The sequence below is a fragment of the Candidatus Thiodubiliella endoseptemdiera genome, assembly GCF_964212635.1.
GTDB lineage: Bacteria > Pseudomonadota > Gammaproteobacteria > PS1 > Pseudothioglobaceae > Thiodubiliella > Thiodubiliella endoseptemdiera.
Genome location: NZ_OZ156463.1, coordinates 1,348,400 through 1,372,790 on the forward strand (window position 1 = coordinate 1,348,400; position 24,391 = coordinate 1,372,790).

The 24,391-nt window shown below is 36.8% G+C and carries 26 protein-coding genes, 1 tRNA gene and 3 pseudogenes; 19 read left to right on the forward strand and 11 right to left on the reverse strand.

All coding sequences use genetic code 11. The features are described from left to right. The first annotated feature begins 21 nt into the window (after window positions 1-21). Window positions 22-321 (forward strand): ATP-dependent Clp protease adapter ClpS, encoded by a 300-nt coding sequence (clpS, locus tag AB8525_RS07300; RefSeq protein WP_369150496.1) that lies wholly within the window; start codon window positions 22-24, stop codon window positions 319-321. On the opposite strand, the gene AB8525_RS07305 is transcribed toward clpS, so the two are convergent. Further along, complete coding sequence (locus AB8525_RS07305; RefSeq protein ID WP_369150498.1) at window positions 310-468, reverse strand: hypothetical protein; 159 nt, start codon at window positions 466-468, stop codon at window positions 310-312. The two genes, clpS and AB8525_RS07305, sit on opposite strands and share 12 nt — an antisense overlap. Window positions 469-499: 31 nt before the next feature. Here AB8525_RS07305 and clpA point away from each other — a divergent pair, with 31 nt between their 5' ends. The 3 genes from clpA (at window position 500) to AB8525_RS07320 (ending at window position 5,550) form a co-directional block, all read left to right on the forward strand. Next, window positions 500-2,725, forward strand: coding sequence for an ATP-dependent Clp protease ATP-binding subunit ClpA (gene clpA / locus AB8525_RS07310; protein ID WP_369179037.1), 2,226 nt, complete (start codon window positions 500-502; stop codon window positions 2,723-2,725). Window positions 2,726-3,103: 378 nt separating this feature from the next. Continuing rightward, complete coding sequence (surE, locus tag AB8525_RS07315) at window positions 3,104-3,847, forward strand: 5'/3'-nucleotidase SurE (RefSeq protein ID WP_369177156.1); 744 nt, start codon at window positions 3,104-3,106, stop codon at window positions 3,845-3,847. A 32-nt stretch (window positions 3,848-3,879) separates the two neighbouring features. Next, on the forward strand, window positions 3,880-5,550 hold the full coding sequence (locus tag AB8525_RS07320; protein WP_369177158.1) for a phosphoethanolamine transferase: 1,671 nt from the start codon (window positions 3,880-3,882) through the stop codon (window positions 5,548-5,550). Between the two features lie 47 nt (window positions 5,551-5,597). Here the strand turns inward: AB8525_RS07320 and AB8525_RS07325 are convergent. After that, window positions 5,598-5,674: transfer RNA gene (locus tag AB8525_RS07325), tRNA-Pro, on the reverse strand. Window positions 5,675-5,745: 71 nt separating this feature from the next. Continuing rightward, complete coding sequence (locus AB8525_RS07330; protein ID WP_369177159.1) at window positions 5,746-7,428, reverse strand: glutamine--tRNA ligase/YqeY domain fusion protein; 1,683 nt, start codon at window positions 7,426-7,428, stop codon at window positions 5,746-5,748. Between the two features lie 50 nt (window positions 7,429-7,478). On the opposite strand from AB8525_RS07330, the gene AB8525_RS07335 reads away from it, so the two are divergent. From AB8525_RS07335 to AB8525_RS07345, 3 genes are all read left to right on the forward strand, one after another. Further along, window positions 7,479-8,678: a glucose-6-phosphate isomerase gene (locus AB8525_RS07335; protein WP_369179039.1), complete on the forward strand. Its 1,200-nt coding sequence runs from the start codon at window positions 7,479-7,481 to the stop codon at window positions 8,676-8,678. A gap of 2 nt (window positions 8,679-8,680) precedes the next feature. Beyond that, the gene (gene galU / locus AB8525_RS07340) at window positions 8,681-9,514 is read left to right on the forward strand and encodes a UTP--glucose-1-phosphate uridylyltransferase GalU (RefSeq protein WP_369177161.1); all 834 of its coding nucleotides are present in this window, start codon (window positions 8,681-8,683) and stop codon (window positions 9,512-9,514) included. 401 nt (window positions 9,515-9,915) lie between these two features. Then, window positions 9,916-11,364 (forward strand): TolC family protein, encoded by a 1,449-nt coding sequence (locus AB8525_RS07345; protein WP_369150513.1) that lies wholly within the window; start codon window positions 9,916-9,918, stop codon window positions 11,362-11,364. Window positions 11,365-11,377: 13 nt separating this feature from the next. Here the strand turns inward: AB8525_RS07345 and glmS are convergent, their stop codons facing one another. Next, a complete protein-coding gene (glmS, locus tag AB8525_RS07350) occupies window positions 11,378-13,219 on the reverse strand; it encodes a glutamine--fructose-6-phosphate transaminase (isomerizing) (protein ID WP_369150515.1) in 1,842 nt (613 codons plus the stop codon). A gap of 20 nt (window positions 13,220-13,239) precedes the next feature. Between glmS and AB8525_RS07355 the strand changes: the two genes are divergently transcribed. Then, window positions 13,240-14,097 (forward strand): PHP domain-containing protein, encoded by an 858-nt coding sequence (locus tag AB8525_RS07355; RefSeq protein ID WP_369150518.1) that lies wholly within the window; start codon window positions 13,240-13,242, stop codon window positions 14,095-14,097. 7 nt (window positions 14,098-14,104) lie between these two features. Here AB8525_RS07355 and AB8525_RS07360 read toward each other — a convergent pair whose 3' ends face one another. Together AB8525_RS07360 and AB8525_RS07365 are read right to left on the reverse strand one after the other, a co-directional pair. After that, window positions 14,105-14,257, reverse strand: coding sequence for a hypothetical protein (locus AB8525_RS07360; protein WP_369150519.1), 153 nt, complete (start codon window positions 14,255-14,257; stop codon window positions 14,105-14,107). 194 nt (window positions 14,258-14,451) lie between these two features. Continuing rightward, window positions 14,452-14,601, reverse strand: a complete 150-nt coding sequence (locus AB8525_RS07365) for a hypothetical protein (protein WP_369150050.1) — start codon at window positions 14,599-14,601, stop codon at window positions 14,452-14,454. Window positions 14,602-14,749: 148 nt separating this feature from the next. Between AB8525_RS07365 and AB8525_RS07370 the strand changes: the two genes are divergently transcribed. The 5 genes from AB8525_RS07370 (at window position 14,750) to AB8525_RS07390 (ending at window position 18,027) form a co-directional block, all read left to right on the forward strand. Then, complete coding sequence (locus tag AB8525_RS07370) at window positions 14,750-15,043, forward strand: antitoxin (protein ID WP_369177163.1); 294 nt, start codon at window positions 14,750-14,752, stop codon at window positions 15,041-15,043. After that, window positions 15,044-15,658 (forward strand): L-threonylcarbamoyladenylate synthase, encoded by a 615-nt coding sequence (locus AB8525_RS07375; RefSeq protein WP_369177165.1) that lies wholly within the window; start codon window positions 15,044-15,046, stop codon window positions 15,656-15,658. Window positions 15,659-15,957: 299 nt separating this feature from the next. Beyond that, window positions 15,958-16,377 (forward strand): hypothetical protein, encoded by a 420-nt coding sequence (locus AB8525_RS07380; RefSeq protein ID WP_369177166.1) that lies wholly within the window; start codon window positions 15,958-15,960, stop codon window positions 16,375-16,377. Between the two features lie 54 nt (window positions 16,378-16,431). Beyond that, on the forward strand, window positions 16,432-17,094 hold the full coding sequence (locus tag AB8525_RS07385) for a transposase (RefSeq protein WP_369149933.1): 663 nt from the start codon (window positions 16,432-16,434) through the stop codon (window positions 17,092-17,094). 168 nt (window positions 17,095-17,262) lie between these two features. Then, on the forward strand, window positions 17,263-18,027 hold the full coding sequence (locus tag AB8525_RS07390) for a hypothetical protein (RefSeq protein ID WP_369150531.1): 765 nt from the start codon (window positions 17,263-17,265) through the stop codon (window positions 18,025-18,027). Here AB8525_RS07390 and AB8525_RS07395 read toward each other — a convergent pair. Beyond that, window positions 18,017-18,799, reverse strand: coding sequence for a hypothetical protein (locus AB8525_RS07395; protein WP_369177168.1), 783 nt, complete (start codon window positions 18,797-18,799; stop codon window positions 18,017-18,019). The genes AB8525_RS07390 and AB8525_RS07395 overlap by 11 nt on opposite strands. After that, window positions 18,796-19,053: pseudogene (locus tag AB8525_RS07400) on the reverse strand (succinate--CoA ligase subunit alpha); the annotation flags it as partial. The pseudogene AB8525_RS07400 and the gene AB8525_RS07395, both read right to left, overlap by 4 nt. 59 nt (window positions 19,054-19,112) lie before the next feature. Between AB8525_RS07400 and AB8525_RS07405 the strand changes: the two are divergent. The 6 genes and pseudogenes from AB8525_RS07405 to AB8525_RS07430 all read left to right on the forward strand — a co-directional run bounded on the left by AB8525_RS07405 (window position 19,113) and on the right by AB8525_RS07430 (window position 22,897). After that, entirely contained in the window at window positions 19,113-19,775 is a 663-nt protein-coding gene (locus AB8525_RS07405; protein WP_369150530.1) for a transposase, read from the forward strand. A gap of 246 nt (window positions 19,776-20,021) precedes the next feature. Beyond that, window positions 20,022-20,674, forward strand: a pseudogene (locus AB8525_RS07410) (NYN domain-containing protein). Window positions 20,675-20,726: 52 nt separating this feature from the next. Beyond that, window positions 20,727-20,813 (forward strand): annotated as a pseudogene (locus AB8525_RS07415) (NAD(P)/FAD-dependent oxidoreductase); the annotation flags it as partial. After that, window positions 20,806-21,372: a Crp/Fnr family transcriptional regulator gene (locus AB8525_RS07420; protein WP_369177170.1), complete on the forward strand. Its 567-nt coding sequence runs from the start codon at window positions 20,806-20,808 to the stop codon at window positions 21,370-21,372. The pseudogene AB8525_RS07415 and the gene AB8525_RS07420, both read left to right, overlap by 8 nt. Window positions 21,373-21,459: 87 nt before the next feature. Next, window positions 21,460-21,891, forward strand: coding sequence for a hypothetical protein (locus tag AB8525_RS07425; RefSeq protein ID WP_369177172.1), 432 nt, complete (start codon window positions 21,460-21,462; stop codon window positions 21,889-21,891). A 67-nt stretch (window positions 21,892-21,958) separates the two neighbouring features. Further along, window positions 21,959-22,897: an MBL fold metallo-hydrolase gene (locus AB8525_RS07430; protein ID WP_369177174.1), complete on the forward strand. Its 939-nt coding sequence runs from the start codon at window positions 21,959-21,961 to the stop codon at window positions 22,895-22,897. 25 nt (window positions 22,898-22,922) lie between these two features. Here the strand turns inward: AB8525_RS07430 and AB8525_RS07435 are convergent, their stop codons facing one another. The 3 genes from AB8525_RS07435 to AB8525_RS07445 form a co-directional block, all read right to left on the reverse strand. Beyond that, entirely contained in the window at window positions 22,923-23,081 is a 159-nt protein-coding gene (locus AB8525_RS07435) for a hypothetical protein (protein WP_369150545.1), read from the reverse strand. A gap of 98 nt (window positions 23,082-23,179) precedes the next feature. Beyond that, a complete protein-coding gene (locus AB8525_RS07440) occupies window positions 23,180-23,950 on the reverse strand; it encodes a hypothetical protein (RefSeq protein ID WP_369177176.1) in 771 nt (256 codons plus the stop codon). Beyond that, window positions 23,947-24,315 (reverse strand): HigA family addiction module antitoxin, encoded by a 369-nt coding sequence (locus AB8525_RS07445; protein ID WP_369177177.1) that lies wholly within the window; start codon window positions 24,313-24,315, stop codon window positions 23,947-23,949. The genes AB8525_RS07440 and AB8525_RS07445 overlap by 4 nt, the downstream gene beginning before the upstream one ends. Between the last annotated feature and the right edge of the window lie 76 nt (window positions 24,316-24,391).

A 24,391-nucleotide genomic window follows, 5' to 3' on the forward strand; every position in this document is an offset into this window, starting at 1 on the left:
CTTTTTTACCCATCATTAAAAATGGACGAAACGATTACCAAAACGGCAAAGCCAAAACTCAAAAAACCCAGTCAGTTTCAAGTGCTGTTGTTGAATGATGACTATACAGAAATGGATTTTGTCATTGAAGTAGTGCAACGATTTTTTGCCAAAAATGAAGAGGCAGCACATGCGATTATGATTAAAGTGCATTTGGACGGCGAAGGAGTATGTGGTATTTATTCGCACGATGTAGCACAGACGAAAGTAGAGCAGGTGATTAAGTTTGCCCGTGAAAATGAACAGCCGTTGATGTGTGTTATCAGAGAATTAGAAAAATAGTATGAGACCTTTGCATAAATAGGGATGATTAGCAAAATGACAGATTTTATTAAATTGGAAATTTTTTAAATCCACTCCTAGCAGGGCTAAGGGTGTTTTTAAAAAGTTTGTAATTTGATGAAAGATGGCGTTTTGATGATTATTCATATTTATGCAAAGGTCTCAGTATAATACCGTTATGATTGAAACTGCCTTACAACAAGAAATCAACACTATTATGACCAAAGCGCGTAATAATCGTTTGGAATTTGTGACGGTTGAGCATTTGCTTATTGCTCTGTTTAATATTGATGAAGTGGTGAGTTTTTTACGCAATAAACGCATTAATCTTGATGAATTACGCCTTGAGTTGGAGGATTATATTGATACACATACGCCGCTTATTCCTCAGGCTTCGGAAACGGATATTGTGCCGACTGTTGGTTTTCAGCGGGTGTTACAACGCAGTGTTTATCAAGCACAGTCTGCACAAAAAAATACTGTTTATGCGATGAATATTTTAGTCAGTATTTTTGCAGAGCAAGAATCTTATGCGGTGTACTTATTAAAACAAAATGATGTTTCCCGTCTTGAAGTGATGGAAGCGATTGCCACACAAACAGCCTATTACGAAGAAGAATACCGATTTAGTCGGGTTGCCAACAAACCTAAAAAAGCCAAAAAAACAACATTAGAGACTTACACTGTCAACCTGTGTGAAAAAGCCAAGTTGGGCAAGATTGATCCGCTACTTGGCAGGGAGGAGGAAGTATTACGCACCGTGCAGATTTTGTCCAGACGACGCAAAAACAACCCATTATTTGTGGGGCAAGCAGGGGTGGGTAAAACGGCAATCGCACAAGGTATTGCTAAAAAAATTGTTGATGGCAAAGTGCCAGAAGTGTTGAAAGATGCCAGTATTTATTCACTTGATGTTGGCGTATTGATTGCGGGTACAAAATATCGTGGGGACTTTGAAAAGCGTTTAAAAGGGGTGTTGAGTGAGTTAGAAGCAATTCCAGGTGCCATTTTGTTTATTGATGAAATCCACACGATAGTTGGGGCAGGCAGTGTTTCGGGGAGTGCGTTAGATGCGTCAAATTTACTCAAACCTGCATTAGCCGATGGTTCATTAAAATGTATGGGTTCAACCACTTATGAAGAATATCGCAAAGTATTTGAAAAAGACCATGCACTCACACGCCGTTTTCAAAAAGTTGATATTGATGAGCCTTCAGTTGATGATACGATTAAGATTTTGCACGGTTTAAAAAAATATTATCAAGAGCATCACAAAGTCAAATATTCTAAAGCGTCATTGGTATCCGCAGTGGAACTTTCACATCGCTATATAAATGACCGTCGCCTGCCAGACAAGGCGATTGATGTAATTGATGAAGTTGGTGCATTACAACAAATTCAGCCAAAATCTAAACGAAAAACCAATATTGGCGTTGGGGATATTGAAGACATTATTGCCAAATTGGCTCGTATTCCCTCTCGTCAAGTGACCAATGATGATAAATCATTGTTAAAAAATTTAGAATCCGAACTCAAACTCGGTGTATTCGGGCAAGAAACCGCGGTAGAAAGCCTGTCCACCGCCATCAAATTATCCCGTTCGGGTTTGGCACACGAAGACAAGCCGATGGGGTCATTTTTATTTGCAGGACCGACAGGCGTTGGAAAAACTGAGATTTGTAAACAACTTGCCCGTATTATGGGGGTTAAATTATTGCGTTTTGATATGAGTGAATATATGGAACGCCACTCAATGTCCAAATTAATTGGCTCTCCACCAGGCTATGTCGGCTATGATGAAGGTGGGTTATTAACTGAATCTGTGAACTCTAATCCGTATGCGGTATTGTTACTTGACGAAGTTGAAAAAGCACATCCTGATATTTTCAATTTATTGCTACAAGTGATGGATAATGGCAAACTCACAGATGCGAATGGGCGTGAAGTTGATTTTAGAAATGTAATTTTGGTGATGACTTCAAATATCGGTGCACAAAGCGTTGGGCGTGCGTCGATTGGATTTAACGAACAAGACCATTCGTTGGATTATGAAGGAGAATTGAAAAAAGCCTTCACCCCCGAATTTAGAAATCGTTTGTCGGAAGTGATTTATTTCAACTCACTTAACCAAGACACAATTGTTTTCGTCGTCAATAAGTTCTTATTCGAATTAGAATCAGCATTGGAAGAAAAAAATGTGTCTTTGATTGTCTCCGAAATGGCAAGAAAATGGTTTGCTAAAAATGGCTATGATGCCAAAATGGGCGCACGACCAATGTCGCGTTTAATAGAAAAAGAAATTCGTAAGCCACTTGCTGATGAATTGCTCTTTGGCAAGTTGGTAAAGGGTGGCACGGTTAAAGTTGGCGTTAAAAAAGATAAAATTACAGTTGCAATACAATAGTGATATAATTGTAATTTTTCATTGAGAGCAAAGGCAATGGATATGTCGCAATTAGAAACCCAAAATCTTTGATAGAGACCTTTGCATAAGTAGGGATGATTAGCAAAATGACAGATTTTATTAAATTGGAAATTTTTTAAATCCACTCCTAGCAGGGCTAAGGGTGTTTTTAAAAAGTTTGTAATTTGATGAAAGATGGCGTTTTGATGATTATTCATATTTCTCTGATAGAATTAATTAACAAAGAACGAAAAGGCTATTAAGTTTCTCGTTTAAAAGTTATTATCAATGCATTGTAGCGTTTTTAAGAATCCATTGCACAAATAAAAGCAGGGAAAGTAAGTGCTAAACAATCCCACTTAACTAAACTTATCAAAGATGAAAATATTAATCAGTAACGACGATGGTTTTGACGCACAAGGTATCAAAACTTTGGTGCAATATTTATCCATAGATCATAAGGTGGTTGTGGTTGCACCGAATGAAAATAAATCTGCTGCTAGCAGTTCTTTAACGCTCAACAGAGCATTGCAACCGATTGAAATTAAAAAAAATATTTACAGTGTTGATGCGACACCGAGCGATTGCGTGCATTTGGCACTCAGTGGGATGTTGGACGATGTGTTTGATTTGGTGGTAACGGGTATCAATTTTGGTGCCAATTTAGGTGATGATGTGATTTATTCTGGCACAGTGGCAGGGGCGATTGAAGGGCGTTTTTTGGGGTTGCCATCGTTGGCAATTTCTTTAGCTAGTTGGGAGGGAAAACATTTTGATACCGCAGGTATCATTGCTCAGAGGCTGGTTGCCCAAATTTCGCACGCACAATTATCGCACGATACGATTCTTAATGTCAATATACCAGATGTGCCATTGGCAGATATTCAAGGGTTTCAAACCACGCGTTTGGGTAAGCGCCATCAATCGGAAAAAAGCGTGCCTGATAAAGACGATGGTTCGAAATTTTGGATTGGCGAAAACGGCAAAGAGGCTGACAATGGTGTGGGTACAGATTTTTATGCGATTGCCAATCGTTATGTATCAGTAACACCTTTGCAGATTGATTTGACTAAATATAACGAAATTGACACGGTTGCCACATGGTTAGAAACAATCAAATAAAACCAATACTTTTCGTTTGGCTTGGGCTAATATTGTTAGATGTCTTTGTGGTGCGTGATTTTGCATGGATTTTAGAACATTGGGATATTAAGCGTGTGCTTGTTAATTTAGGCTTAACTTCATTGGCAATGCTATCTTTGTTGTTCATTCTTCAACCCATTATTGGGCGGTCTAAAATTGGGAAAATTTTTGTTTTTTTACTGATTGCGGTGCCGATGTTGGTGCAAATGTCGCATTATGAAGTGTATCGTAGTTTTGCATCAAGTTTTGGTTTTCGTGAATTTTCACAAGACCCAACGATGGTATTAGCACTGTGGTTAGAGCAATTTAATATTTTAAAATCTATTTTGATTGTATGGGTGGTTTATAGTTTGTTGGGGTTAATAACAACACCAACTAAAATAGTAAAATGGCGTTACGGCTTAAATATGGTTGGCTTTTCCTTATTATATTTATTGACAACTTTCAGTTGGTACGGGGTGAGTAATTTTCAAAACTCAACTTTGGCGTATTATTCAACCTTGTTGCAAATGTCACGCAACCAAGTGCTGGAATTTAAACACGACAAACCCAGCGTGCCGCCGAGCAAATTATCAACAGTAGGGTTACCGAATATTGTGTATGTTGTCGGCGAGTCCTTAACGCTCTCACATCTGGGTATTTATGGTTATCCACGAGATACCACACCACAATTGGCACAACTGGAAAAAAATCAACAACTGATTAAATACACCAATGCACTGAGTATCGGCACACATACCCGTTTAAGTGTGCCTTATATGTTGGTCGGCATTGAAGGCATTGACCCACACGGCAGGATTTACCAAACCCCCACTGTGTTTGATTATGCCAAAGCGCGTGGCTATACGACCGCATTTATTAGTGCACAAGACACGAATTGGGGAAATATTAAGGATTTATTTGTTGATAAAAGTGTGGATTATTTTTGGCATGGAGTGCGTATGAATAAAAATGCATCGGTGCATAAGGGTGCTGATGATATGCGGGTGTTAAATGAAATTGCGATACCCTATATTGATAAAGTGGGGCAGCAAAAGACACCATTTTTCTTAGTCTTACAAATGGACGGTTCACACTATCCCTATGCACAACATTCCACCCAAGCACATAAAAAGTTCTTACCTGAAAATAAACCCAATTCTATCAATGCCTACGACAATACCGTCATTAAAACCGATGTGTATTTAGCTCAATTAATAACCAAAATACGCTCAGAATATCCAAGCAGTTGGGTATTCTATTCCTCTGACCATGGGCAAGAGTTAGGTGGAAAATCTGGAAAATTCAACCAAAACCCACACCTTGACACTATCCATAACCCACTACTAATCTCTGCACCCAAATCCCAAGTTGCCCAACTACTACGCAATCAAAATGCACCCATATCACAAGCAGACATTGTGCCAAGCATTTTGGATATTATCAATATGACAGCACATAAAAATATCAATGGAAAATCCCTACTGAATACCATCAACCCAAAACGATTAAGAGTAAACAGTCAGTATATGCCAACCCAACATAACGACCCAAAAGCAGTATTAGTTGAACCCGATTTACAATTCTGGACACTGGATTTTGAGAAAATGAGCGTTACTGCCCCTGATGACAAAAAAACCATTCAATTCAAGGATTGGGATAAACGCTATCAGCAAATATTCTTGGATAAACTGCCCAATTGAAACCACTGTATAAACACAGTGTGGCCTTTTAGTATTGTATTTTAATATGGTCGGGACAACAGGATTTGAACCTGTGACCACCACACCCCCAGCGTGGTGCGCTACCAGACTGCGCTACGCCCCGTTAAAGCAGAATTTTACAAGATTTGTGTTTGTGTTTTTATGTTTTTAAAACCTTTAATTCCAAAAAAAGTATCAATTGCTCCAAGTATCTCGCAAGCCAACAGTTTTGTTAAAGACAATATATTTACCCTCTGCCTCAGCCGCATTATCACGACAAAAATAACCTTCTCGTTCAAATTGATACGCCTGTTCGGGCTTGGCATTTTTCATACTTGGCTCAACAAAGCCATAGGTAGTTACTAAAGATTTTGGATTGAGTAATTGCTCAAAATGCTCGTTTTTACCAGGGTTTTCAAGGGTAAACAACCTATCGTATAATCTAAATTCTGCCTCAATCGCCCTGCTGGCTTCAACAAAATGAATCACGCCTTTGACTTTGCGACCATCGGCAGGATTTTTACCCAAAGTTTCTGGGTCGTAAGTGGCATATACTGTGGTTACATTGCCGTCAAAATCGGTGTCAAAAGTTGTGGCGTTAATGACATAGGCGTTACGCAGACGCACTTCTTTACCAATCGCAAGGCGTTTAAATTTTTTATTGGGTGCAATTTCTTCAAAATCTGCTCTGTCAATATAAAGCACCCTTGAAAAGAAAATTTCCCGTTTGCCCATCGCTTCATTTTGTGGGTGAATAGGGGCTTGCAGAGTTTCCACTTGCGTTTCTGGGTAGTTTTCAATAATGACTTTAATCGGGTCAATAACTCCCATCGTGCGAGGTGCGACGGCATTCAAATCATCACGCACAGCCGCTTCTAAAATTGCCATATCGGTCATACTATCAACTTTTGAGATGCCAATTCTATCGATAAAATCACGAATACTGGCAGCCGTATAACCACGGCGACGCAAACCTGACAGTGTTGGTAAGCGTGGGTCATCCCAACCAGAAACCAAATTATCTTCAACCAATTGCTGTAATTTGCGTTTACTCATTACCGTATATTCAAGATTGAGGCGGGAGAATTCGTATTGGTGTGGGCGATTGGGTCGGTTAAAATCGTCTAAATTTTCCAACACCCAATCATACAAACGGCGATTATCTTGGAATTCAAGCGTACAAAGTGAATGGGTAACGCCTTCAATCGCATCACTAATGCAATGGGCAAAATCATACATTGGATAAATTCGCCATTCATTACTCGTTTGATGATGTTTGTCAAAACGAATACGATAAAGAGCAGGGTCACGCATACACATAAACGGCGATGCCATATCAATTTTGGCACGCAGAACACATTCCCCCTCTGAAAACTTGCCTTCTTTCATCTGTGCAAGTAATGCTAAATTGTCTGCTTTTGTAGTCTCACGATGCGGACTATTTTTACCTGCTTCTTTTAGCGTGCCACGGTATTCCCGTGTTTCTTCTGCATTCAAAAAACACACATAAGCCAAATCTTTATTAATTAATTCAATCGCATATTGGTAAAATTTTGAGAAATAACTGGAACTGTATCGAACCTCAGCCTCCCAATCAAAACCCAGCCATTGCACATCATTTTTAATGGATTCAACAAATTCTAACGCTTCTTTGGCAGGATTAGTATCATCAAAACGCAAATTACATTTACCCTTATAATCCTTCGCCAAACCAAAATTTAGGCAAATAGATTTTGCATGACCAATATGTAAATAGCCGTTTGGCTCAGGTGGAAAGCGTGTTTGAATACCATTGTATAATTTTGCATTTAAGTCATCGTCAATCTGATGACGGATAAAATTAACGATGGGTTTGTTGTTTGTTGTATTGTCGCTCATAGGTGTTAAATTATAGCGTGATTATCACTACCAATGGTTATAATAAGCAAATGGAATACAATAAAAACTTCTATCAAATTCACTCTAATGATGATATTTTCCAACGCATTCAGAGCGAACGAGGAACAATTGGTTATTACGATTTACCTTATCAGGAGACCAGTGATATTAAGGCGTATGCTAAGATGATAACGCAAAAACATATCGTGGTGGTTGGCATCGGCGGCTCAAGTTTGGGTGCTAAAGCGATTTATGAGTTTTTACTACCCTCAAATAAATATCAAAAAGATTTGGTCTTTTTAGAAACCGTTGACCCGCTTGAAATTAATCATTGCTTGACCAAACTTGATATTGCTGATGCACATCTTGTGGTGATTTCAAAATCAGGCAATACTATTGAGACCATTAGTTTATTTAAGTATTTACGCACTTTGATTGAGATAAACAGTGATAATTGCACCGTTATTTCCGAGGCTAAGAGCGGGCTAACTAAGTTTGCACAACAGCAAGACATCAAAGTTTTTGAGTTGGCTGAGAATATCGGCGGGCGTTTTTCAGCATTTAGCGTCGTCGGCTTAGTGCCACTTGCGATGGTGGGTGTGGATATTGACAATTTATTGAATGGTTGCAAGCGTGTGTCAAACAGTTTTTTTGAGCAGTCTAATTATTACGAGCCCATTATTAGAAAAGCACGATTTTTGGTAGAAAATAAAGCACGATTTAATATTAATGCGATTTTTTCTTATTCTTCATCACTTGAAGGTTTTAACAAATGGTATGTGCAACTTTGGGCAGAAAGTTTAGGCAAAATTAACATCAACAAAACCCGACAAGCACTAACACCCATTGCTTTGACAGGTCCTATTGACCAGCACAGTTTTCTGCAACTTATTATTGATGGTGTGCGTGACAAGACAGTTACCTTTATTAAGATTGCCGATTTAAAGGACAACACCATGATTCCTAAAGTTAATGACAAGAATTTGGGTTTAGAATACGCCGAGGGTTTGAGCTTTAATGATTTGCTTAATAAGCAAGCTGATGCTACCATTGAATCGGTTAAAATCCAAGACGATATCCCTTGCGATGTGATTACCATTTCTACCGTGGATGAATACAATATTGCCAAGTTAATGTTTAGTTATCAATTATTGGTTTCTGCTATCGGTGAATTTTTACAAATTAACACCTACGACCAGCCAGGCGTAGAAAAAGGCAAAGTCATCCTTAAAGAAAGTTTGCAGGATTAATCGTGAGTATTATCAAACAATGTCTTTTCCCAGTTGCAGGTTATGGCACAAGATTTTTGCCTGCCACCAAAGCCATCCCCAAAGAAATGCTACCCATTCTTACCAAGCCATTAATTCAATATGCCGTGGAAGAAGCAATGAGTGCGGGCATTTGCAGTATGGTAATGGTAACAAGTAAACACAAAAAAGCCATTGAAAATCACTTTAAACCCCACCCAGAAATTGAAGCCAGTATTCAAAACACAACCAAAGAATCTTTATTAGATGAAGTTAATCAAGTGATTGAATACTGCGACTTTTCTTATACCGAACAGCAGCAAATGTTAGGCTTAGGACATGCTATTTACACAGGGCAAGCGTTAATTGGTAATGCGCCATTTGCCGTGATTTTGCCTGATGATTTGTGTACCAGTGAAAGCGATAGCGTGCTGTTGCAAATGACCAAACTCTATCAACAACATCCTGATTGTTGCATTGTAGCAATCGAAGCAGTGCTAGAGAGTGAAGTGGATAAATATGGCGTCATTGATGGCGAATTATTACCAAATTCAAGCAACGCCTATCGTGTGCATAATATGGTGGAAAAACCCACAGCAGTAGAAGCACCAAGCAATCTGGCGATTATCGGTCGCTATATTCTTACCCCAGAAATTTTTACAGTTTTAAAAGACACTCCCGCCGACAAAAATGGCGAAATTCAAATCACTGATGCCTTAATGACCCTTGCCAAACAAGGTAAAGTCATTGCCTATCAATTCCAAGGCAAGCGCTTTGATTGTGGTAGTATCAATGGCTTTGTTAAAGCAACCCATGTTTTTGCAAAAAAATTACTGTAATTCCAGCTAAATAAACCTTTTTTGTTGCTCTTTAAATATCCTATAATAGGATATTTATTGTTCTAAATTAGAATAAGAGAATGAGCAAAGAAATCCATAGGAAATCAAAACCTCAAGCCACTCTTAGTGGTTTTTGGACATTCATTAATTTTTTACACAGACTACTGAACAAATTCAGCAATACCCACAAAAAAACACCGCACATCCACAGTTTTTTACCTAACATCCACAACTTTTTACCCGATACCCACAACTTTTTACTTAATACTACTGAATTTTTATTTGACACTAATTATTTTTTATTTACCCTTAACAACTTACCACCCCACACCCACAAATCCCCCAAAAACCCAGCCACAACAACAGAACTACTTTAATTTAATCTAACGGAGAACGATCTAATGAACGGCAAACAATACAGATTAGGTATTAGCATAGCATTATTTTTATTGGCTAATAATGTCTTGGCGTTAACTGAACAAGCATTTATTGACAAGGTATTAAGTCAAGATACGCATTTTGAGAAAGATCAGATTTATGTTAATATTAAACAGATAGAGCTGGATGCTAGTAGAGAAAATTATGCGGGATGGAGTGCCATTCTAGCGGCATCGTTATCAAATAGTTATTACGATATAGATAAGGACACAACTTCTACAAAAATTTACGAAAAACATCGTCTTAAAAACACCCAAGCCCTTGGCGTTGGTGTTACAAAGCGTTTTTTATCTAATCCTTCTAGTTTAGTATTCACTGCTACTCGATCAACGCCAGATACAGACATCACGCGTTACAAGCAAGACGAACTTTATACTGGCAATAATGCTAAGTACAATATTTCTACTTTTGATAATGCTTACAAAATTAGTTACAAGTATCCATTGTTAAGACATGATAGTAATGCATCAAGTCTAAAAACTTACCATCGTGATATTTTAGATTTAGAGCGAGAAAAGTTTGATTTTGATGATGCACAAGAGGGGTTTTTAGTTGACCGTTTAGAGCAATTTATTGATTGGGATTTTTATCAGAAGAATGCCGAAATTTACCAAAATTATGCTCAGTCATTAAAAATAATTCAAGTTAATAAAGCCAGAGACAGGTCAAAATTAAATACAACTATTTTGCGTGCAAAGCAGGATATATCAAGCAATGATAGCAAATTACAGTCTTTGAAAAGGGCTTTAGTGAGTGCATTAAATGATTCAAGTTTGTGGTTTGAAAGCCCCCAAATAAATACCAACAAACGCCTAAAAATTATGCCTGATTTAACACAATATTTACAACATAATGTACGGGCTTTGTTGAAATTTGAGATTGACAAGCGTTTAAAGCAGATTGATTTGGATTATCACAATAATCAATCCCTTTATAAATTAGATTTTAATATTAATGCTGAAAGGAATGATAATAAAGGCAACACAATGACCACGGATTACAAGAGCAAAAGTGTTCTTTATACTGTAGGTCTTGGTTTTTCTATGCCAATTGGTGTTGATGTGAATAATCAAAAAGATATTCAGGTGGCGCGACTAAACTTGCAAAAAATCAATATAGATTACAACAATAAATTAAAGGATATTCTTGCAGATGCACAGGCATTGATTGTCGGGCTAAATTTAGAAAAAAAGACACTTAATACTTATCAAAAATTAAGGGCTAGTGTAGGGGCTGAGTCTAATTTAACACTCAAAGGTTATTTAAATAATTCTGTTTCAATTGAAGTGCTGATTGACGCTTATCAAGAAAAACGCGATGTTGAGTTAGACTATGTTAAAGCATTGACAGATTATCAGGAAAGTTTACTCAAATATAATGACAAACTTGATAGGGTGTTAATTCGGCATTAACGCTGAGTTAATGTTATTCCACAGTAACCGATTTGGCTAAATTACGCGGTTGGTCCACATTCGTGCCTTTAATGAGGGCAACATGGTAGCTTAATAATTGCAAAGGAATAGTAAAAATAATCGGTGCGGTGATACGACCTAAGTTATTGGTAATTGGAATAATACTTAAACCATTCATTGGGGTAACTTTAGAATCTTCATCTTCAAAGACAATCATTTGTGAACCACGGGATTTAACCTCTTGTAGATTGGATTTTAATTTGTCTAAGAGTTCATCATTTGGGGCAACGGCAATGACGGGGGTATCTTTATCAATCAATGCGATGGGGCCGTGTTTAAGTTCGCCTGCGGGGTAGGCTTCGGCGTGAATGTAGCTGATTTCTTTGAGTTTGAGAGCGCCTTCCATGGCGATGGCGTGCATTGGGCCTCTGCCTAAAAATAGAGCGTTGAATTTGTTTTTAAAAGTTTTGGCAAGTTCGATGATTTGATTTTCTTGTGCTAATGCTTTTTTAATTAAGCCTGGCAATTGGTTGAGTCCGGTAACAATTGCCTTTTCTTGTTCCGCAGACACTTGTCCGTGACATCTACCGATAGCAACGGATAAAAGTGCAAGTGAGACCAATTGTGTGGTAAATGCTTTGGTGCTAGCAACGCCAATTTCTACGCCAGCGTGAGTTAAAAAAGTCAGTTCAGATTCACGAGTTAAACTAGATTCAGCACAGTTGCAAATCGTAAGTGAATGGATATTTTCATTGCGTTTTTTGACGGCTCGAAGGGCTTCTAAAGTATCAGCAGTTTCCCCACTTTGAGAAATAGTGATGAATAAAGTATTGTCTAAAATAATCGGATTACGATAGCGATATTCGCTGGCAACTTCAATGTGTGTGGGAATTTTGGCAATGTCTTCTAGCCAATATTTTGCTACCAAACCTGCGTTGTAACTCGTGCCACAGGCGATGATTTGAATGTGTTCAATTTTTTCAAAGATATCTTTTGCCTCGTATCCAAACGCCGAAGTTAAAACTTTGTCTTTGGTGATACGAGATTCCAAGGTGTCGGCTATGGCTTGTGGTTGTTCAAAGATTTCTTTTTGCATATAGTGTGCATAATCGCCTTTTGAAATCTGCCTATTTTGAAGTTTTGAAGTTTTAATTTTTCGCTCTACTTGTATGTCACTTTTATCAAAAATGGTGATAGAATCCAAAGTAATATCGGCAATATCACCTTCTTCTAAAAAAATAAATTGTTTAGTCACATCTAATAATGCTACTTGGTCTGAGGCGACAAAATTGCCTTTTTCACCCACGCCAATTACCAAAGGAGAGCCACTTCTGGCGACTATAATATGACCTGGATTTTTCGGTGAAATCACACTAATGCCATACGCACCTTTAAAAGTTTTGACGGCTTTTTGCACAGCTGCTAATAAGCCATCACTATCTTGCAGTGTTTGATGAATAGCGTGGGCAATGATTTCGGTATCAGTATCAGAGCTAAAGTGATAACCCTGTGCCTGTTGTTCAATTTTGAGCTCTAAAAAATTTTCAATAATACCATTATGCACCACGCCGACATCACCATTGCAAATATGCGGGTGTGCATTTTTTGTAGTGGGTTCGCCATGGGTTGCCCAGCGAGTGTGAGCAATGCCGATTTTGCCATTCACGGTTTTTGAATCAATATTGTTTTCAAGATTAACTACTTTCCCTGCCGCTCGTACGCGTTGCAAGGCGTTATCACCATTTAGAATCACTAACCCTGCCGAATCGTAACCACGATATTCTAAGCGTTTAAGCCCACTAACCAATAAAGGTGTAATGTTGTTTTGACAAATGCCACCAATAATTCCGCACATAATTTAATTCATATAAGACGATGCGTGGAATTATAGTCAATATAATGGCAGTTATGATTGATTTGCACAACCATTCTCATTATTCTGATGGCGTTTTGTCGCCGAGTGAAGTCGTGTGTTTGGCAAAAGAGTCGGGTTGTAATGTGTTTGCACTCACCGACCATGATACAACTGATGGGCTGGCTGAGGCACAACAAGAAGCAAACAATCAACAGATTAAACTTATTCATGGGGTTGAAATATCTGCCATGTGGAATAATATGACCATTCATATTGTTGGGCTGAATATTGATAAAAACAACCCAATTTTGTGTTCAGGGCTAAAGCAGCACCAAGATTTTCGTAAAACTAGAGCCGAAAAAATGGCACGAGGTTTAGGCGGTGCAGGCGTAGTAGGGGCGATGGAAAAAACCCGGGCACTCGCTAAAACTGATATGCTGACTCGCACTCACTTTGCCCAAATGCTTATTCAAGAAGGCATTTGCAAAGATATGAAATCTGTATTCAGACGCTTTTTAACAGGTAAAAAACCCGGCGGTGTGGGTGGAAAATGGGCACAGTTTGATGCAGTGATTGAATGGATTCATGCTGCAGGTGGCAAAGCGGTATTAGCACATCCTTTGCGTTACCGTATGACCAATACTAAAATTCAACGAATGCTTTCGCATCTATCAAATGCCGGACTTGACGGCGTAGAAGTTATAACCGCCTATAGCACAGACGAAGAAATTACCTTAATGTCTAAGTGGGCGGATGAAACTAATTTGTTGTATTCTTGTGGCTCAGATTATCATGGCTGGGGCAATCAAAGAGTGCAAATTGGGCGTTTGAAAGATTTTCCTAACACGCATCGCACGATATGGAATAGTTGGAATTAGGGATACCCTAAAGTATGAGACCTTTGCATAAATAGGGATGATTAGCAAAATGACAGATTTTATTAAATTGGAAATTTTTTAAATCCACTCCTAGCAGAGCTAAGGGTGTTTTTAAAAAGTTTGTAATTTGATGAAAGATGGCGTTTTGATGATTATTCATATTTATGCAAAGGTCTCAGTATATACAACGCATATAAATTGTATATAATATATATCTATGGAATTTTCTTGGAATGAAGATAAGAACAAACTTTTATTACAGCAAAGAAGAGTTTGCTTTGAGGATGTGGTTACCAGTATCAACAATGGCAAGTTGTTAAGTATTGCAAAAAACCCGAGTAAAAATTTCAATAATCAATAGAGACCTTTGCATAAATAGGGATGATTAGCAAAATGACAGATTTTATTAAATTGGAAATTTTTTAAATCCACTCCTAGCAGGGCTAAGGGTGTTTTTAAAAAGTTTGTAATTTGATGAAAGATGGCGTTTTGATGATTATTCATATTTATGCAAAGATCTCCAATACTGTCTTATTATTGAAATTAGCGATTATGCTTATGTTGTTCCTTTAGTAAAGAAAAAAGACAATTTCTTTTTAAAAACAATTTTTCCGAGCAGAAAGCAAACCAAAAAACATTTAAAAGGTAAAGCATGAAAAAAATAAGCATTGAAACAGCAACAGAATTGAAAAATTTGAAAGATTTTGAACAGGGTTATTATGTTGAGCTTGAAAAAAATGAATTTGATGAATTAAATAAATCTTTAAAAGAGGCGGCTACTAACACCATCACAAAGTTATTTAAAAAGAAATCAATTAGTATTCGGTTACTTGAAGATGATATTAATCGATTAAAAGCGATTGCCATGAACGAAGGAATGCCTTATCAAACCTACATTAGTTATATTCTGCATAAAGTTACAACAGGTAGGATAAACACACATTAAATGGCAAAACTGCTAGAAATTCACCCACAAAATCCACAGGCTCGTTTGCTCAAACAAGTCGTGGATGTACTCAATACAGGCGGGGTGATTGCTTACCCGACTGATTCGGGCTATGCGTTAGGCACAGCACTCGGCAATAAGGACGGATTGGAACGCATTAAAAAAATTCGAAACCTATCCAAGCACCACGACTTTACTTTGATGATGCGCAATCTTTCACACATTGGCGAATACGCCAAACTGGATAATAATGCCTTTCGTCTATTGAAAAAAATTCTACCAGGTGCTTATACCTTTATTCTGCAAGGCACATCTGATGTGCCAAAACGCTTATTACATCCTAAGAAAAAAACCATTGGCTTGAGAATCCCTGCACATAGTGTGGTGCAAGCTATTCTTGAGTTACTTGATACGCCGTTAATGAGCGTCTCTTTAATTCTTGAAGGATATGAATTTTATGATATTAACGATGTGCGTGAAGCATTAGAAAACAAGGCGGATATCATCATTGACGGCGGTTACTGCCCACCAGAACCCACCACAGTAATTGACTTATCTTCAGGCGACATTGACATTATCCGCCAAGGCGCAGGAAGCGTCAATATATTGACCTAATGCTGATTTTTAAAGTTATTTAAAATGAATAGGGTTGGCGTTATTTGATGTAGTTGTTTGTATAAATGGCACAACACCCACATTTTTTTTGCCGATAGTTATTATTTCTGTTATCATAACTGTCAATATTAACAAGTTAAGTTCATGTAAGAAATACTTTTACTTGCAATATCGTATATCAAGTAAAAATCTAGTTTTAGACCAATGGAGTTGTAAAAATACAACATTTTTACAGGATTTTATTTTTAATATCGGAATATAGGGAAATATGTCCTTATAATAATAGTTAGGCATACAAAATGGAAAGTGAAGTGGATTTGACAATAAAATGTTCTAATTGTGATACAGACTTACCAAGAAATTGGAGTAGTTTTACAAAAAAAATATGTCCCAAATGTGACTCAAACCGTACAACTACCACAATCAATATTGTAGATAATTTTTCTTTTAAAAAAAACATTAAAGGAAAAGTCAAAAATAAAAAATATAATTCAAAAAAAAATCCTAGATATAAATTTTTTCATGGCGATGAATTAAGGAAAAATGATGGGAAATGGATGCTTAAAGATAGAATTATAGATAAAGATAATGATAAATATTTTGAAAAAGTAACAGACCCTGAAATTGGTGAAGTTATTCACTATACAGAAGAGCCTCTTTCTGAACATTTTCATCACGGCTCAGCAAAATTTAACAAAAGGGATATAATGGGGATATAATGGGGACAGGCTACTTTTTATGATATAATTCCCCACTTTTACCCCAACACTAAAATGCCACGCATACCAAGAGGTCAAACCCAAGGTGGAATCTATCATATTATCAATAGAGGAAATATGCGTATGCAAGTTTTTGATGATGAGGATGATTACGAGTTTTTCCTAAAATTATTAAAAACAGGGCTAGAAAGAGAGAATATTGAGTTACACGCCTATTGTCTAATGCCTAATCACTTTCATTTATTACTTGTACCACAAGGTGAAAATAGTCTGAGTAAATTTATGCAATGGGTGATGACTTCTCATGTGCGTTATTATCATAAGAAAAACAAAACCTCAGGACATATTTGGCAAGGTAGATTTAAAAGTTTTATTGTTGAAAAAGACAGTTATTATCTAACTTTGATGCGCTATATAGAGGCTAATGCGTTAAGGGCTGATTTAAGCAAAACAGCACAAGATTGGCAATACGGGTCATTATCAGAAAGAGTTTTTAGAAATAGAAAGATATTGAACAAGCCTTATGGAGAACTAGATAACTGGGTGGAATATGTCAATACGCCACAAACTCAAAAAGAAATAGATAAAATCAGAAACAGTATTAATAGACAAGCACCACTTGGCAATGAAAACTGGGTTATAAAAATGGCAAAGAAGCATGGTTTGCTGTCAACTCTAAAGGCTAGAGGAAGACCAAAAAATAAGAAAAAACTATAATAAAAGTAGCCTGTCCCCATTTATTTTGCCATTTATTTTGCCATTTATTTTGTCCCCATTTATTTTCCCCATTTATTTTCAGACGGGGCAAAGGGTGGTGCTAGGTTTGTACCCCTCAAGGGGGCATTTAAAAGAATGATTTCTATTTTTGGATTGGGGTAATAAGTTATGATGGAAAATATAAATATTATTTGGTTTGTTTGCCTGACTTTCGCCTGCATTCTTTTTATACTATGTCTGGTAATTCCACCCAAAATAATAGGCAGAATTTTGCCATTTTTTACTGCATTTTGGCCCAATAAAAACATTCAATTAGATTTTCAATCTATTGCTTATGTTGCGTTACATAGGAATGTTGTTAATAGAGTGATTCATTATTCTATTTTTGTAGATGCGTTTGCATGGCTGTTGATTCTGAATGATTTATGGAGTGGATTTTTGTTTATAGCCTTGTTGCTTTTTGTTGTTCAAACTTTCTTAATCAAGGAATTTAAATTCGCAATTTTAGCCAATTTGATATTAGCAACAATATTAATGGTTCTGCTGACTCTTTTTGACAATCACATACAATATTTAATGCTATGGACAATACTGAGTGCTGCTTTACGCGTTATTGGTCATTTCTTTGAGCCGTTACCTCCGTTTTTAATTGATAATAGCGGTCAATTTGCACCTATGAGTATAGCAACATTAAAAAAACTTGGGTTATTCAGAGTAATTGCCTTGCTTCCTATTGGCTTTCTTGCAGAGTTTTTATCCGGACAACCGCATCGATTATTTTTAGTGCAAATAAATGCAATCACATCAAAACTCTATCAATGCCACGCTATTATGCGTTGGAAAAATGTTGTTATTAGGGGGATAAAATCCTATAAAGAAGGTATTAAACAGGAGTCAGTATTTAAAGATTATTGTCGTTTTTTTAAAAAATAAGGTTTGGATTTTGATCGGCAATATCTTTCAAGGTGGGCACAGATAAGTTCAGTGTTTTTGCCAATTCAAGTGTGCGTTTTAGCCTACCAGGGGCGGAGCGACCCATACATTGGTGTGCTAGGTCGCCTTCAAAGGCTTTCATCATACCTTGTTCTAATTTGTTTTTGTTAAATGATTTGTTGGTGAGGGCGCTTTGCAGTGTTAATATATCGCTTGATACGGCACGCATTAAGTCCAAATGATGGTTGCGTAAATTCTCTACATTGGCACCTGTTTTAAGTGTTAATCCTGCAATATTGGTGGTTAAAATGTAGAGGTTTTTTAGCACCAATTCAAATAATAATTCGTCTTCATTGGCGATTATATTGGCAGGAATATCAATCAATGCCAGTGATTCCACTAATATTTTTGCTTTAGCACCAAAGGCGGGGGATGAGATTAGGACTTTAGAATCCATTCCCTTTTTCTTTTCAAACCAAACTGAAATTATGGTGGGATGGGTGAAATTATGTGCTTGCCAATCTCGTGGCAACAGTTCATTTTGCATTAGCACTACTCTGTCTTTCCATTGTTTGGGAATGCGATAAAGTGCTTTTTGTAAATCGGCTTCTGCGGTGTAAACCAAAATTAACTCTGGATCAATGGTATTGGCTAACGCACTAATATCAGTTTGGCGAGTAATGGGGTAAACAGGGTAATTATTCTTTAAAAAAGCACGAGAAAATACACTGCCGAGTTCGCCGATACCTAGGACAACAATGGGTTTTTTCATTTGAGTAGTGCCACCAATGTTTCTCCCATGGTGGCAGGGGTGGGGGAGACTGCGACACCGACTTTTTCTAAGGCGTTGATTTTATCAATCGCTTTGCCTGAGCCAGCACTAATGACGGCACCCGCATGACCCATGCGTTTACCTTTCGGGGCGCTAAGCCCTGCGATGTAAGACACTACAGGTTTAGAAATATGAGATTGAATATATTCTGCTTCTTCTTCGGTAGAACCGCCAATTTCTCCGACCGTAATGAGAATAATGGGGACAGGCTACTTTTTATGATATAATTCCCCACTTTTACCCCAACACTAAAATGCCACGCATACCAAGAGGTCAAACCCAAGGCGGAATCTATCATATTATCAATAGAGGAAATATGCGTATGCAAGTTTTTGATGATGAGGATGATTACGAGTTTTTCCTAAAATTATTAAAAACAGGGCTAGAAAGAGAGAATATTGAGTTACACGCCTATTGCCTGATGCCTAATCACTTTCATTTATTACTTGTACCACAAGGTGAAAATAGTCTGAGTAAATTTATGCAATGGGTGATGACTTCTCATGTGCGTTATTATCATAAGAAAAACAAAACCTCAGGACATATTTGGCAAGGTAGATTTAAAAGTTTTATTGTTGAAAAAGACAATTATTATCTAACTTTGATGCGCTATATAGAGGCTAATGCGTTAAGGGCTGATTTAAGCAAAACAGCACAAGATTGGCAATACGGGTCATTATCAGAAAGAGTTTTTAGAAATAGAAAGATATTGAACAAGCCTTATGGAGAACTAGATAACTGGGTGGAATATGTCAATACGCCACAAACTCAAAAAGAAATAGATAAAATCAGAAACAGTATTAATAGACAAGCACCACTTGGCAATGAAAACTGGGTTATAAAAATGGCAAAGAAGCATGGTTTGCTGTCAACTCTAAAGGCTAGAGGAAGACCAAAAAATAAGAAAAAACTATAATAAAAGTAGCCTGTCCCCATTTATTCCTAAAAGTAGCCTGTCCCCATTTATTCTGTTCCCATTTATTCGTGTCCCCATTTATTCCGGGTTATTGCCACGCCGTTATGTTTAAAAAAATATCAGGAACTGAAATATTAAAGTGTATAATGTTTCAACATACACAATCCAGAGCAGTAAGCAAAACCAAATAATATGAGTTTTGCCAAGCCTCTGGATTTTTTTTAACCTCTTAATAGTAGGGGATATATGAGAAATGTAGCAATTTTGGTTGATGGCGACTTTTATTTAAAACAACATCGTAAATATTTTGAACAGACAGATGGTAAGCAGGTGGGAAAGGACATCTTAAATCATTGTTTAAAACATATTATTAAAGATGAGGAACGACTTTATAGAATATTTTTCTATGACTGTCCTCCGCTTACAAAAAAGATACATCATCCACTCACAGAAAACCTGATTGATTTGAGTAAATCAAAAATAGCTATATTTCGTAATGATTTACATAGTCAATTAAAACAAACAAGAAATTTAGCACTTAGGTTAGGAACGCTTGATGAAAAAATGCCCGATGGAAGGTTAAAGACCCTAAAAAAGAAAAGAAATTTATTGCTAAAAAGTTGAAAAAGGATTTAATAGAAGCAGATGTTGTTTACTATGCCCAGCAAAAAAGTGTTGATATGAAAATTGGACTTGATATTGCCTCTATGTCATACAAAAAAATGGTTGATAAAATAGTGTTAATTTCAGGTGATAGTGATTTTGTTCCTGCTGCAAAATTAGCCCGAAGAGAAGGCATAGAATTTGTTTTGGATTCAATGAGAACAGTAATAAAGGCAGATTTACAAGAACATATTGATGGCTTAAACACTACTTTACCAAGAAACAAAAAAACATAACAAATCATTCCAACCGACTGCTAGCACGCCCAAAAAGGGACTTGTGAGAGAGGAAATAGTTGATGTAACGGGCTGGTTGGACGGCTATAATTTTCAATGGACTTGGTCATCAGATTGGGTTGCAGGGCAGTATGTTTAAAAATAATATTCAATATCAAATACTGAATTTAAAGAAAGGGGAATGTTTATTTCACCAAGGTGCAAATATTGAGCGGTTATTTTTTCTTGAAAAGGGTAGGATTAAATTAGTACGAGATACAATAGAAGGACAACCTTTGGTTATTCATATTGCTTATTCACAAGAAACTTTTGCTGAAGCGTCGTTATTTTCTGATGAATACCATTGTAATGCAATTTGTGATAATTTATCCACAATATTATCTTTTTCTAAAGATGAGGTTTTGGCGTATTTGAAATCTCATCCAAAATATGCCATAGAGTTGTTAAAAATTAACGCTCAGCAAGTACGAGATTTGAGGCTATTGAATGAGATTAAAAGTATTAATAGTGCTTATGACAGAGTATGGGCATTCCTACTTTCTGAAGTAAACCAAGAATCTAAATTATATTTCTCGTATTCTCTCAAAGATATGGCACAGAAACTTGGTTTAGCGCACGAAACTTTTTACCGCACCTTAAAAACATTAGAGCAAGAAGGTAGGATTATTCGAGAAGCGCAGTTTATTAAATTAGTATGATTTAAATCATAGTCTAATAATTAAAATTATCGTACAATGCGTTTTTATTAGTTAAGTTTTGGCAAACTTTTTTATAGGGAAAGCAAAGTGAAAAGAACAATTCTATTTTTGGTATTGATGAGCATGTTGGGAATCACAAAGGCTTCAACAGACAATCGTTATCACTTAGGCTTTAACGATGCAGAAAAAGCAGAATTTCTGAGTGAAATGAGACAAATGCTAACCAGTATTCAGCAAATTACACTCGGCATTGGCACTGGAGATAAAGCCATGATTATCAAAGCAGCGCGCTATTCTGGTAATCGCATGGCGAGAGCAACACCTCAGTCTGTCAAAGATAAGACACCTGTATCATTTGAGCAAATTGGCGGGCCAACGCATATGCTATTTGAAGCATTGGCGATTAATGCGGCAGAGGTAGATGAAAATGATGCAGATGAGTTGAAAGATTTGGCAGAATTGACAGGCGAGTTAATGCGCAATTGTTTGGCTTGCCACGCAGCATTTACGGTTAATTAAAAAGTATAAGTTATTTTTTATGCACTAAAATAGGGGCGAACTTTCCTCAAATTCGGAGAACAGTAAGATGAATATATTGAAATTTATACTATTAGGAATACTTGCCTTTAGTTTTCAGGCTTTTGCTTTTGAAACGGTTAAAGTTGCTGATGATGTCTATGCTTTGGTTGGAGATTTAGGTCAACGATCCGAAGCGAACTTGGGTCACAATATGACATCTGGCTTTATCATTACTAACGAGGGTGTTGTCGTTATTGATGCAGGTGGAAGTATTGCAGATGCAAAAGCGATTCATCAGGCAATTAAAAAAGTAACTTCCAAGCCTGTTAAATGGGTAATAAATACAGGAGGCCAAGATCATCGCTGGATAGGAAATAGTTATTTTAATAAGCTAGGGGTAACAATCATTGCTTCTGAAGCCTGTAAAGCCGATATGATTGAAAGAAAAGATTTTCAATTTTCTATGGCAAAAAAAAATATTAAAGATAAATTTGAAGATACTGCTCCAGTCTTTCCCAATAAAACATTCAAAACAAGCTATCAACTACCTATAAAGGATAAGCAGATAACCTTGCTCTATACGGGTGGAGGCCACACAAAAGGTGATATTTTTGTCATTTTAAAAAAGCAGGGTATTGTATTTACAGGGGATATAATATTTTCTCAACGCTTATTAGGTGTACAACCCAATGGAGGGCTACATTGGATTAAAACATTGGCATATTTAAGAGATAATATAAAACCCCATATTGTAATACCTGGTCATGGTGCTGTTACCAACCTTAAAACAGCATTACACGATACATATGATTACCTGCTAATGCTAAAGAATGGTGTCATTGAGGGGTTTAATAATGATGCGTTCGATGCTTTTGAGGCTATACAAGAACTTGATCAGTCAGAATTCTCTTATTTAAAAAATTATTCAAATTTATCTTTCAGAAGTAAGAATGCACTACACATGGCACAAGAGATAGAAGCACTTTCACAATTAAAGAATAATTAGGTTTAGCGTGTGATTAAGTGATATTTTAAAAAAATAACTTGAGACCTTTGCATAAATAGGGATGATTAGCAAAATGACAGATTTTATTAAATTGGAAATTTTTTAAATCCACTCCTAGCAGGGCTAAGGGTGTTTTTAAAAAGTTTGTAATTTGATGAAAGATGGCGTTTTGATGATTATTCATATTTATGCAAAGGTCTCAACTTATGATTATAAAATCACCTAATAAGGTGCCTTATTTTGCACCCTAAGCAAAAAGTAAATAAAATTTGTTCGGAGCGGCTAAAAAACTTGATTGGCGATATTTTCTAAAGTCGGCACGCTGAGCTTAAGTGCTTTAGCGAGTTTTAACGCTCTATCTAATCTTTCGGGTGCGGATCTTCCCATGCATTGATGTGCTAAGTCACCTTCGAAGGCATTTATTATGCCTCTTTCTAATGCCTCTTTAGCAAAAACTTTGTTGGTGATGGCGCTTTGTAATTTCAAAATATCACTGGAGACATTGCGCATTAAATCAAGGTGATGGTTGCGTAAATCATCAACCGTTGCTCCCGCTTGAATTGCTAAGCCTGCAATATTAGTGGTGAGAATGTAGAGATTTTTTAGCACCAGTTCAAATAATAATGCCTCTTCGCTGTCCACGCTGTGTGCTGGTATGTCAATTAGCGCCAATGATGCGACTAAAATTCTTGCTTTAGCACCAAATACGGGTGAAGAAATCAACACTTTGAAATCCATGCCTTTTTTCTTCTCAAACCAAACAGAAATCACCGTAGGATTTGTGAAATTATGGACTTCCCAATCGTGTGGTAAAAGTTCATTTTGCATCATTGCCACACGGTTTTTCCATTTTTCAGGAATAGACTTTAACGCACTTTGTAAATCAACCTCTGCCGTGCAAACTAAAATCAATTCGGGGTCAATAGTATCCGCTAATTCATCAATATTCGTTTCACGCGTTATCGGATAAACCGGGTAATTATTCTTTAAAAAAGCACGCGAAAATACACTGCCAAGTTCACCAATACCTAATACAACAATAGGGTTTTTCATGGCTTATAATCCTCTTTATTTTCAAATACCAAGTTGTCAGTATTCTCCAAATTTGGACGATAACCAAATCCTGTTAAATGAATAGATTCAAGAATTGTATTTTCTTTTTTCTTAGCGTGATATAAATCAAAACACAATTGAAGGTTAAGCCAAAAATCTTCAGAGATATTAAAAACCTTGGCAAGTCTTAATGCGCTAGAAGGTGTTACCCCACGCTTTTTATTTACTAATTCATTGACCCTTTGATATGAAACTTGTAAAGCATTTGCCAGTTTTACCTGTGAAAGATGCATTGGTTTCAAAAATTCTTCTAGCAAAATTTCACCAGGATGCGTCGGCTCTCTATTAGTTGGAATACTGATCATTTTTTAATCCTCTTATTAATGGTAGTCAATTATTTCTAGCTTAGTGGGTGCGTTGTCTCACATAAAACACATTCTA

What these genes read in the sequence shown, in the direction of transcription:
- AB8525_RS07440 (WP_369177176.1), bottom strand. Translation starts at nt 23,950, where the DNA reads ATGAAAAACCCTATTGTTGTATTAGGTATTGGTGAACTTGGCAGTGTA.
- AB8525_RS07430 (WP_369177174.1), top strand. Translation starts at nt 21,959, where the DNA reads ATGAATATATTGAAATTTATACTATTAGGAATACTTGCCTTTAGTTTT.
- AB8525_RS07380 (WP_369177166.1), top strand. Translation starts at nt 15,958, where the DNA reads ATGGAAAGTGAAGTGGATTTGACAATAAAATGTTCTAATTGTGATACA.
- AB8525_RS07385 (WP_369149933.1), top strand. Translation starts at nt 16,432, where the DNA reads ATGCCACGCATACCAAGAGGTCAAACCCAAGGTGGAATCTATCATATT.
- AB8525_RS07355 (WP_369150518.1), top strand. Translation starts at nt 13,240, where the DNA reads ATGCGTGGAATTATAGTCAATATAATGGCAGTTATGATTGATTTGCAC.
- AB8525_RS07445 (WP_369177177.1), bottom strand. Translation starts at nt 24,315, where the DNA reads ATGATCAGTATTCCAACTAATAGAGAGCCGACGCATCCTGGTGAAATT.
- surE (WP_369177156.1), top strand. Translation starts at nt 3,104, where the DNA reads ATGAAAATATTAATCAGTAACGACGATGGTTTTGACGCACAAGGTATC.
- AB8525_RS07345 (WP_369150513.1), top strand. Translation starts at nt 9,916, where the DNA reads ATGAACGGCAAACAATACAGATTAGGTATTAGCATAGCATTATTTTTA.
- AB8525_RS07405 (WP_369150530.1), top strand. Translation starts at nt 19,113, where the DNA reads ATGCCACGCATACCAAGAGGTCAAACCCAAGGCGGAATCTATCATATT.
- AB8525_RS07360 (WP_369150519.1), bottom strand. Translation starts at nt 14,257, where the DNA reads ATGAATAATCATCAAAACGCCATCTTTCATCAAATTACAAACTTTTTA.
- AB8525_RS07420 (WP_369177170.1), top strand. Translation starts at nt 20,806, where the DNA reads ATGTTTAAAAATAATATTCAATATCAAATACTGAATTTAAAGAAAGGG.
- AB8525_RS07435 (WP_369150545.1), bottom strand. Translation starts at nt 23,081, where the DNA reads ATGAATAATCATCAAAACGCCATCTTTCATCAAATTACAAACTTTTTA.
- AB8525_RS07370 (WP_369177163.1), top strand. Translation starts at nt 14,750, where the DNA reads ATGAAAAAAATAAGCATTGAAACAGCAACAGAATTGAAAAATTTGAAA.
- AB8525_RS07390 (WP_369150531.1), top strand. Translation starts at nt 17,263, where the DNA reads ATGATGGAAAATATAAATATTATTTGGTTTGTTTGCCTGACTTTCGCC.
- AB8525_RS07365 (WP_369150050.1), bottom strand. Translation starts at nt 14,601, where the DNA reads ATGAATAATCATCAAAACGCCATCTTTCATCAAATTACAAACTTTTTA.
- clpS (WP_369150496.1), top strand. Translation starts at nt 22, where the DNA reads ATGGACGAAACGATTACCAAAACGGCAAAGCCAAAACTCAAAAAACCC.
- AB8525_RS07395 (WP_369177168.1), bottom strand. Translation starts at nt 18,799, where the DNA reads ATGAAAAAACCCATTGTTGTCCTAGGTATCGGCGAACTCGGCAGTGTA.
- AB8525_RS07335 (WP_369179039.1), top strand. Translation starts at nt 7,479, where the DNA reads ATGGAATACAATAAAAACTTCTATCAAATTCACTCTAATGATGATATT.
- AB8525_RS07330 (WP_369177159.1), bottom strand. Translation starts at nt 7,428, where the DNA reads ATGAGCGACAATACAACAAACAACAAACCCATCGTTAATTTTATCCGT.
- clpA (WP_369179037.1), top strand. Translation starts at nt 500, where the DNA reads ATGATTGAAACTGCCTTACAACAAGAAATCAACACTATTATGACCAAA.
- AB8525_RS07305 (WP_369150498.1), bottom strand. Translation starts at nt 468, where the DNA reads ATGAATAATCATCAAAACGCCATCTTTCATCAAATTACAAACTTTTTA.
- glmS (WP_369150515.1), bottom strand. Translation starts at nt 13,219, where the DNA reads ATGTGCGGAATTATTGGTGGCATTTGTCAAAACAACATTACACCTTTA.
- AB8525_RS07375 (WP_369177165.1), top strand. Translation starts at nt 15,044, where the DNA reads ATGGCAAAACTGCTAGAAATTCACCCACAAAATCCACAGGCTCGTTTG.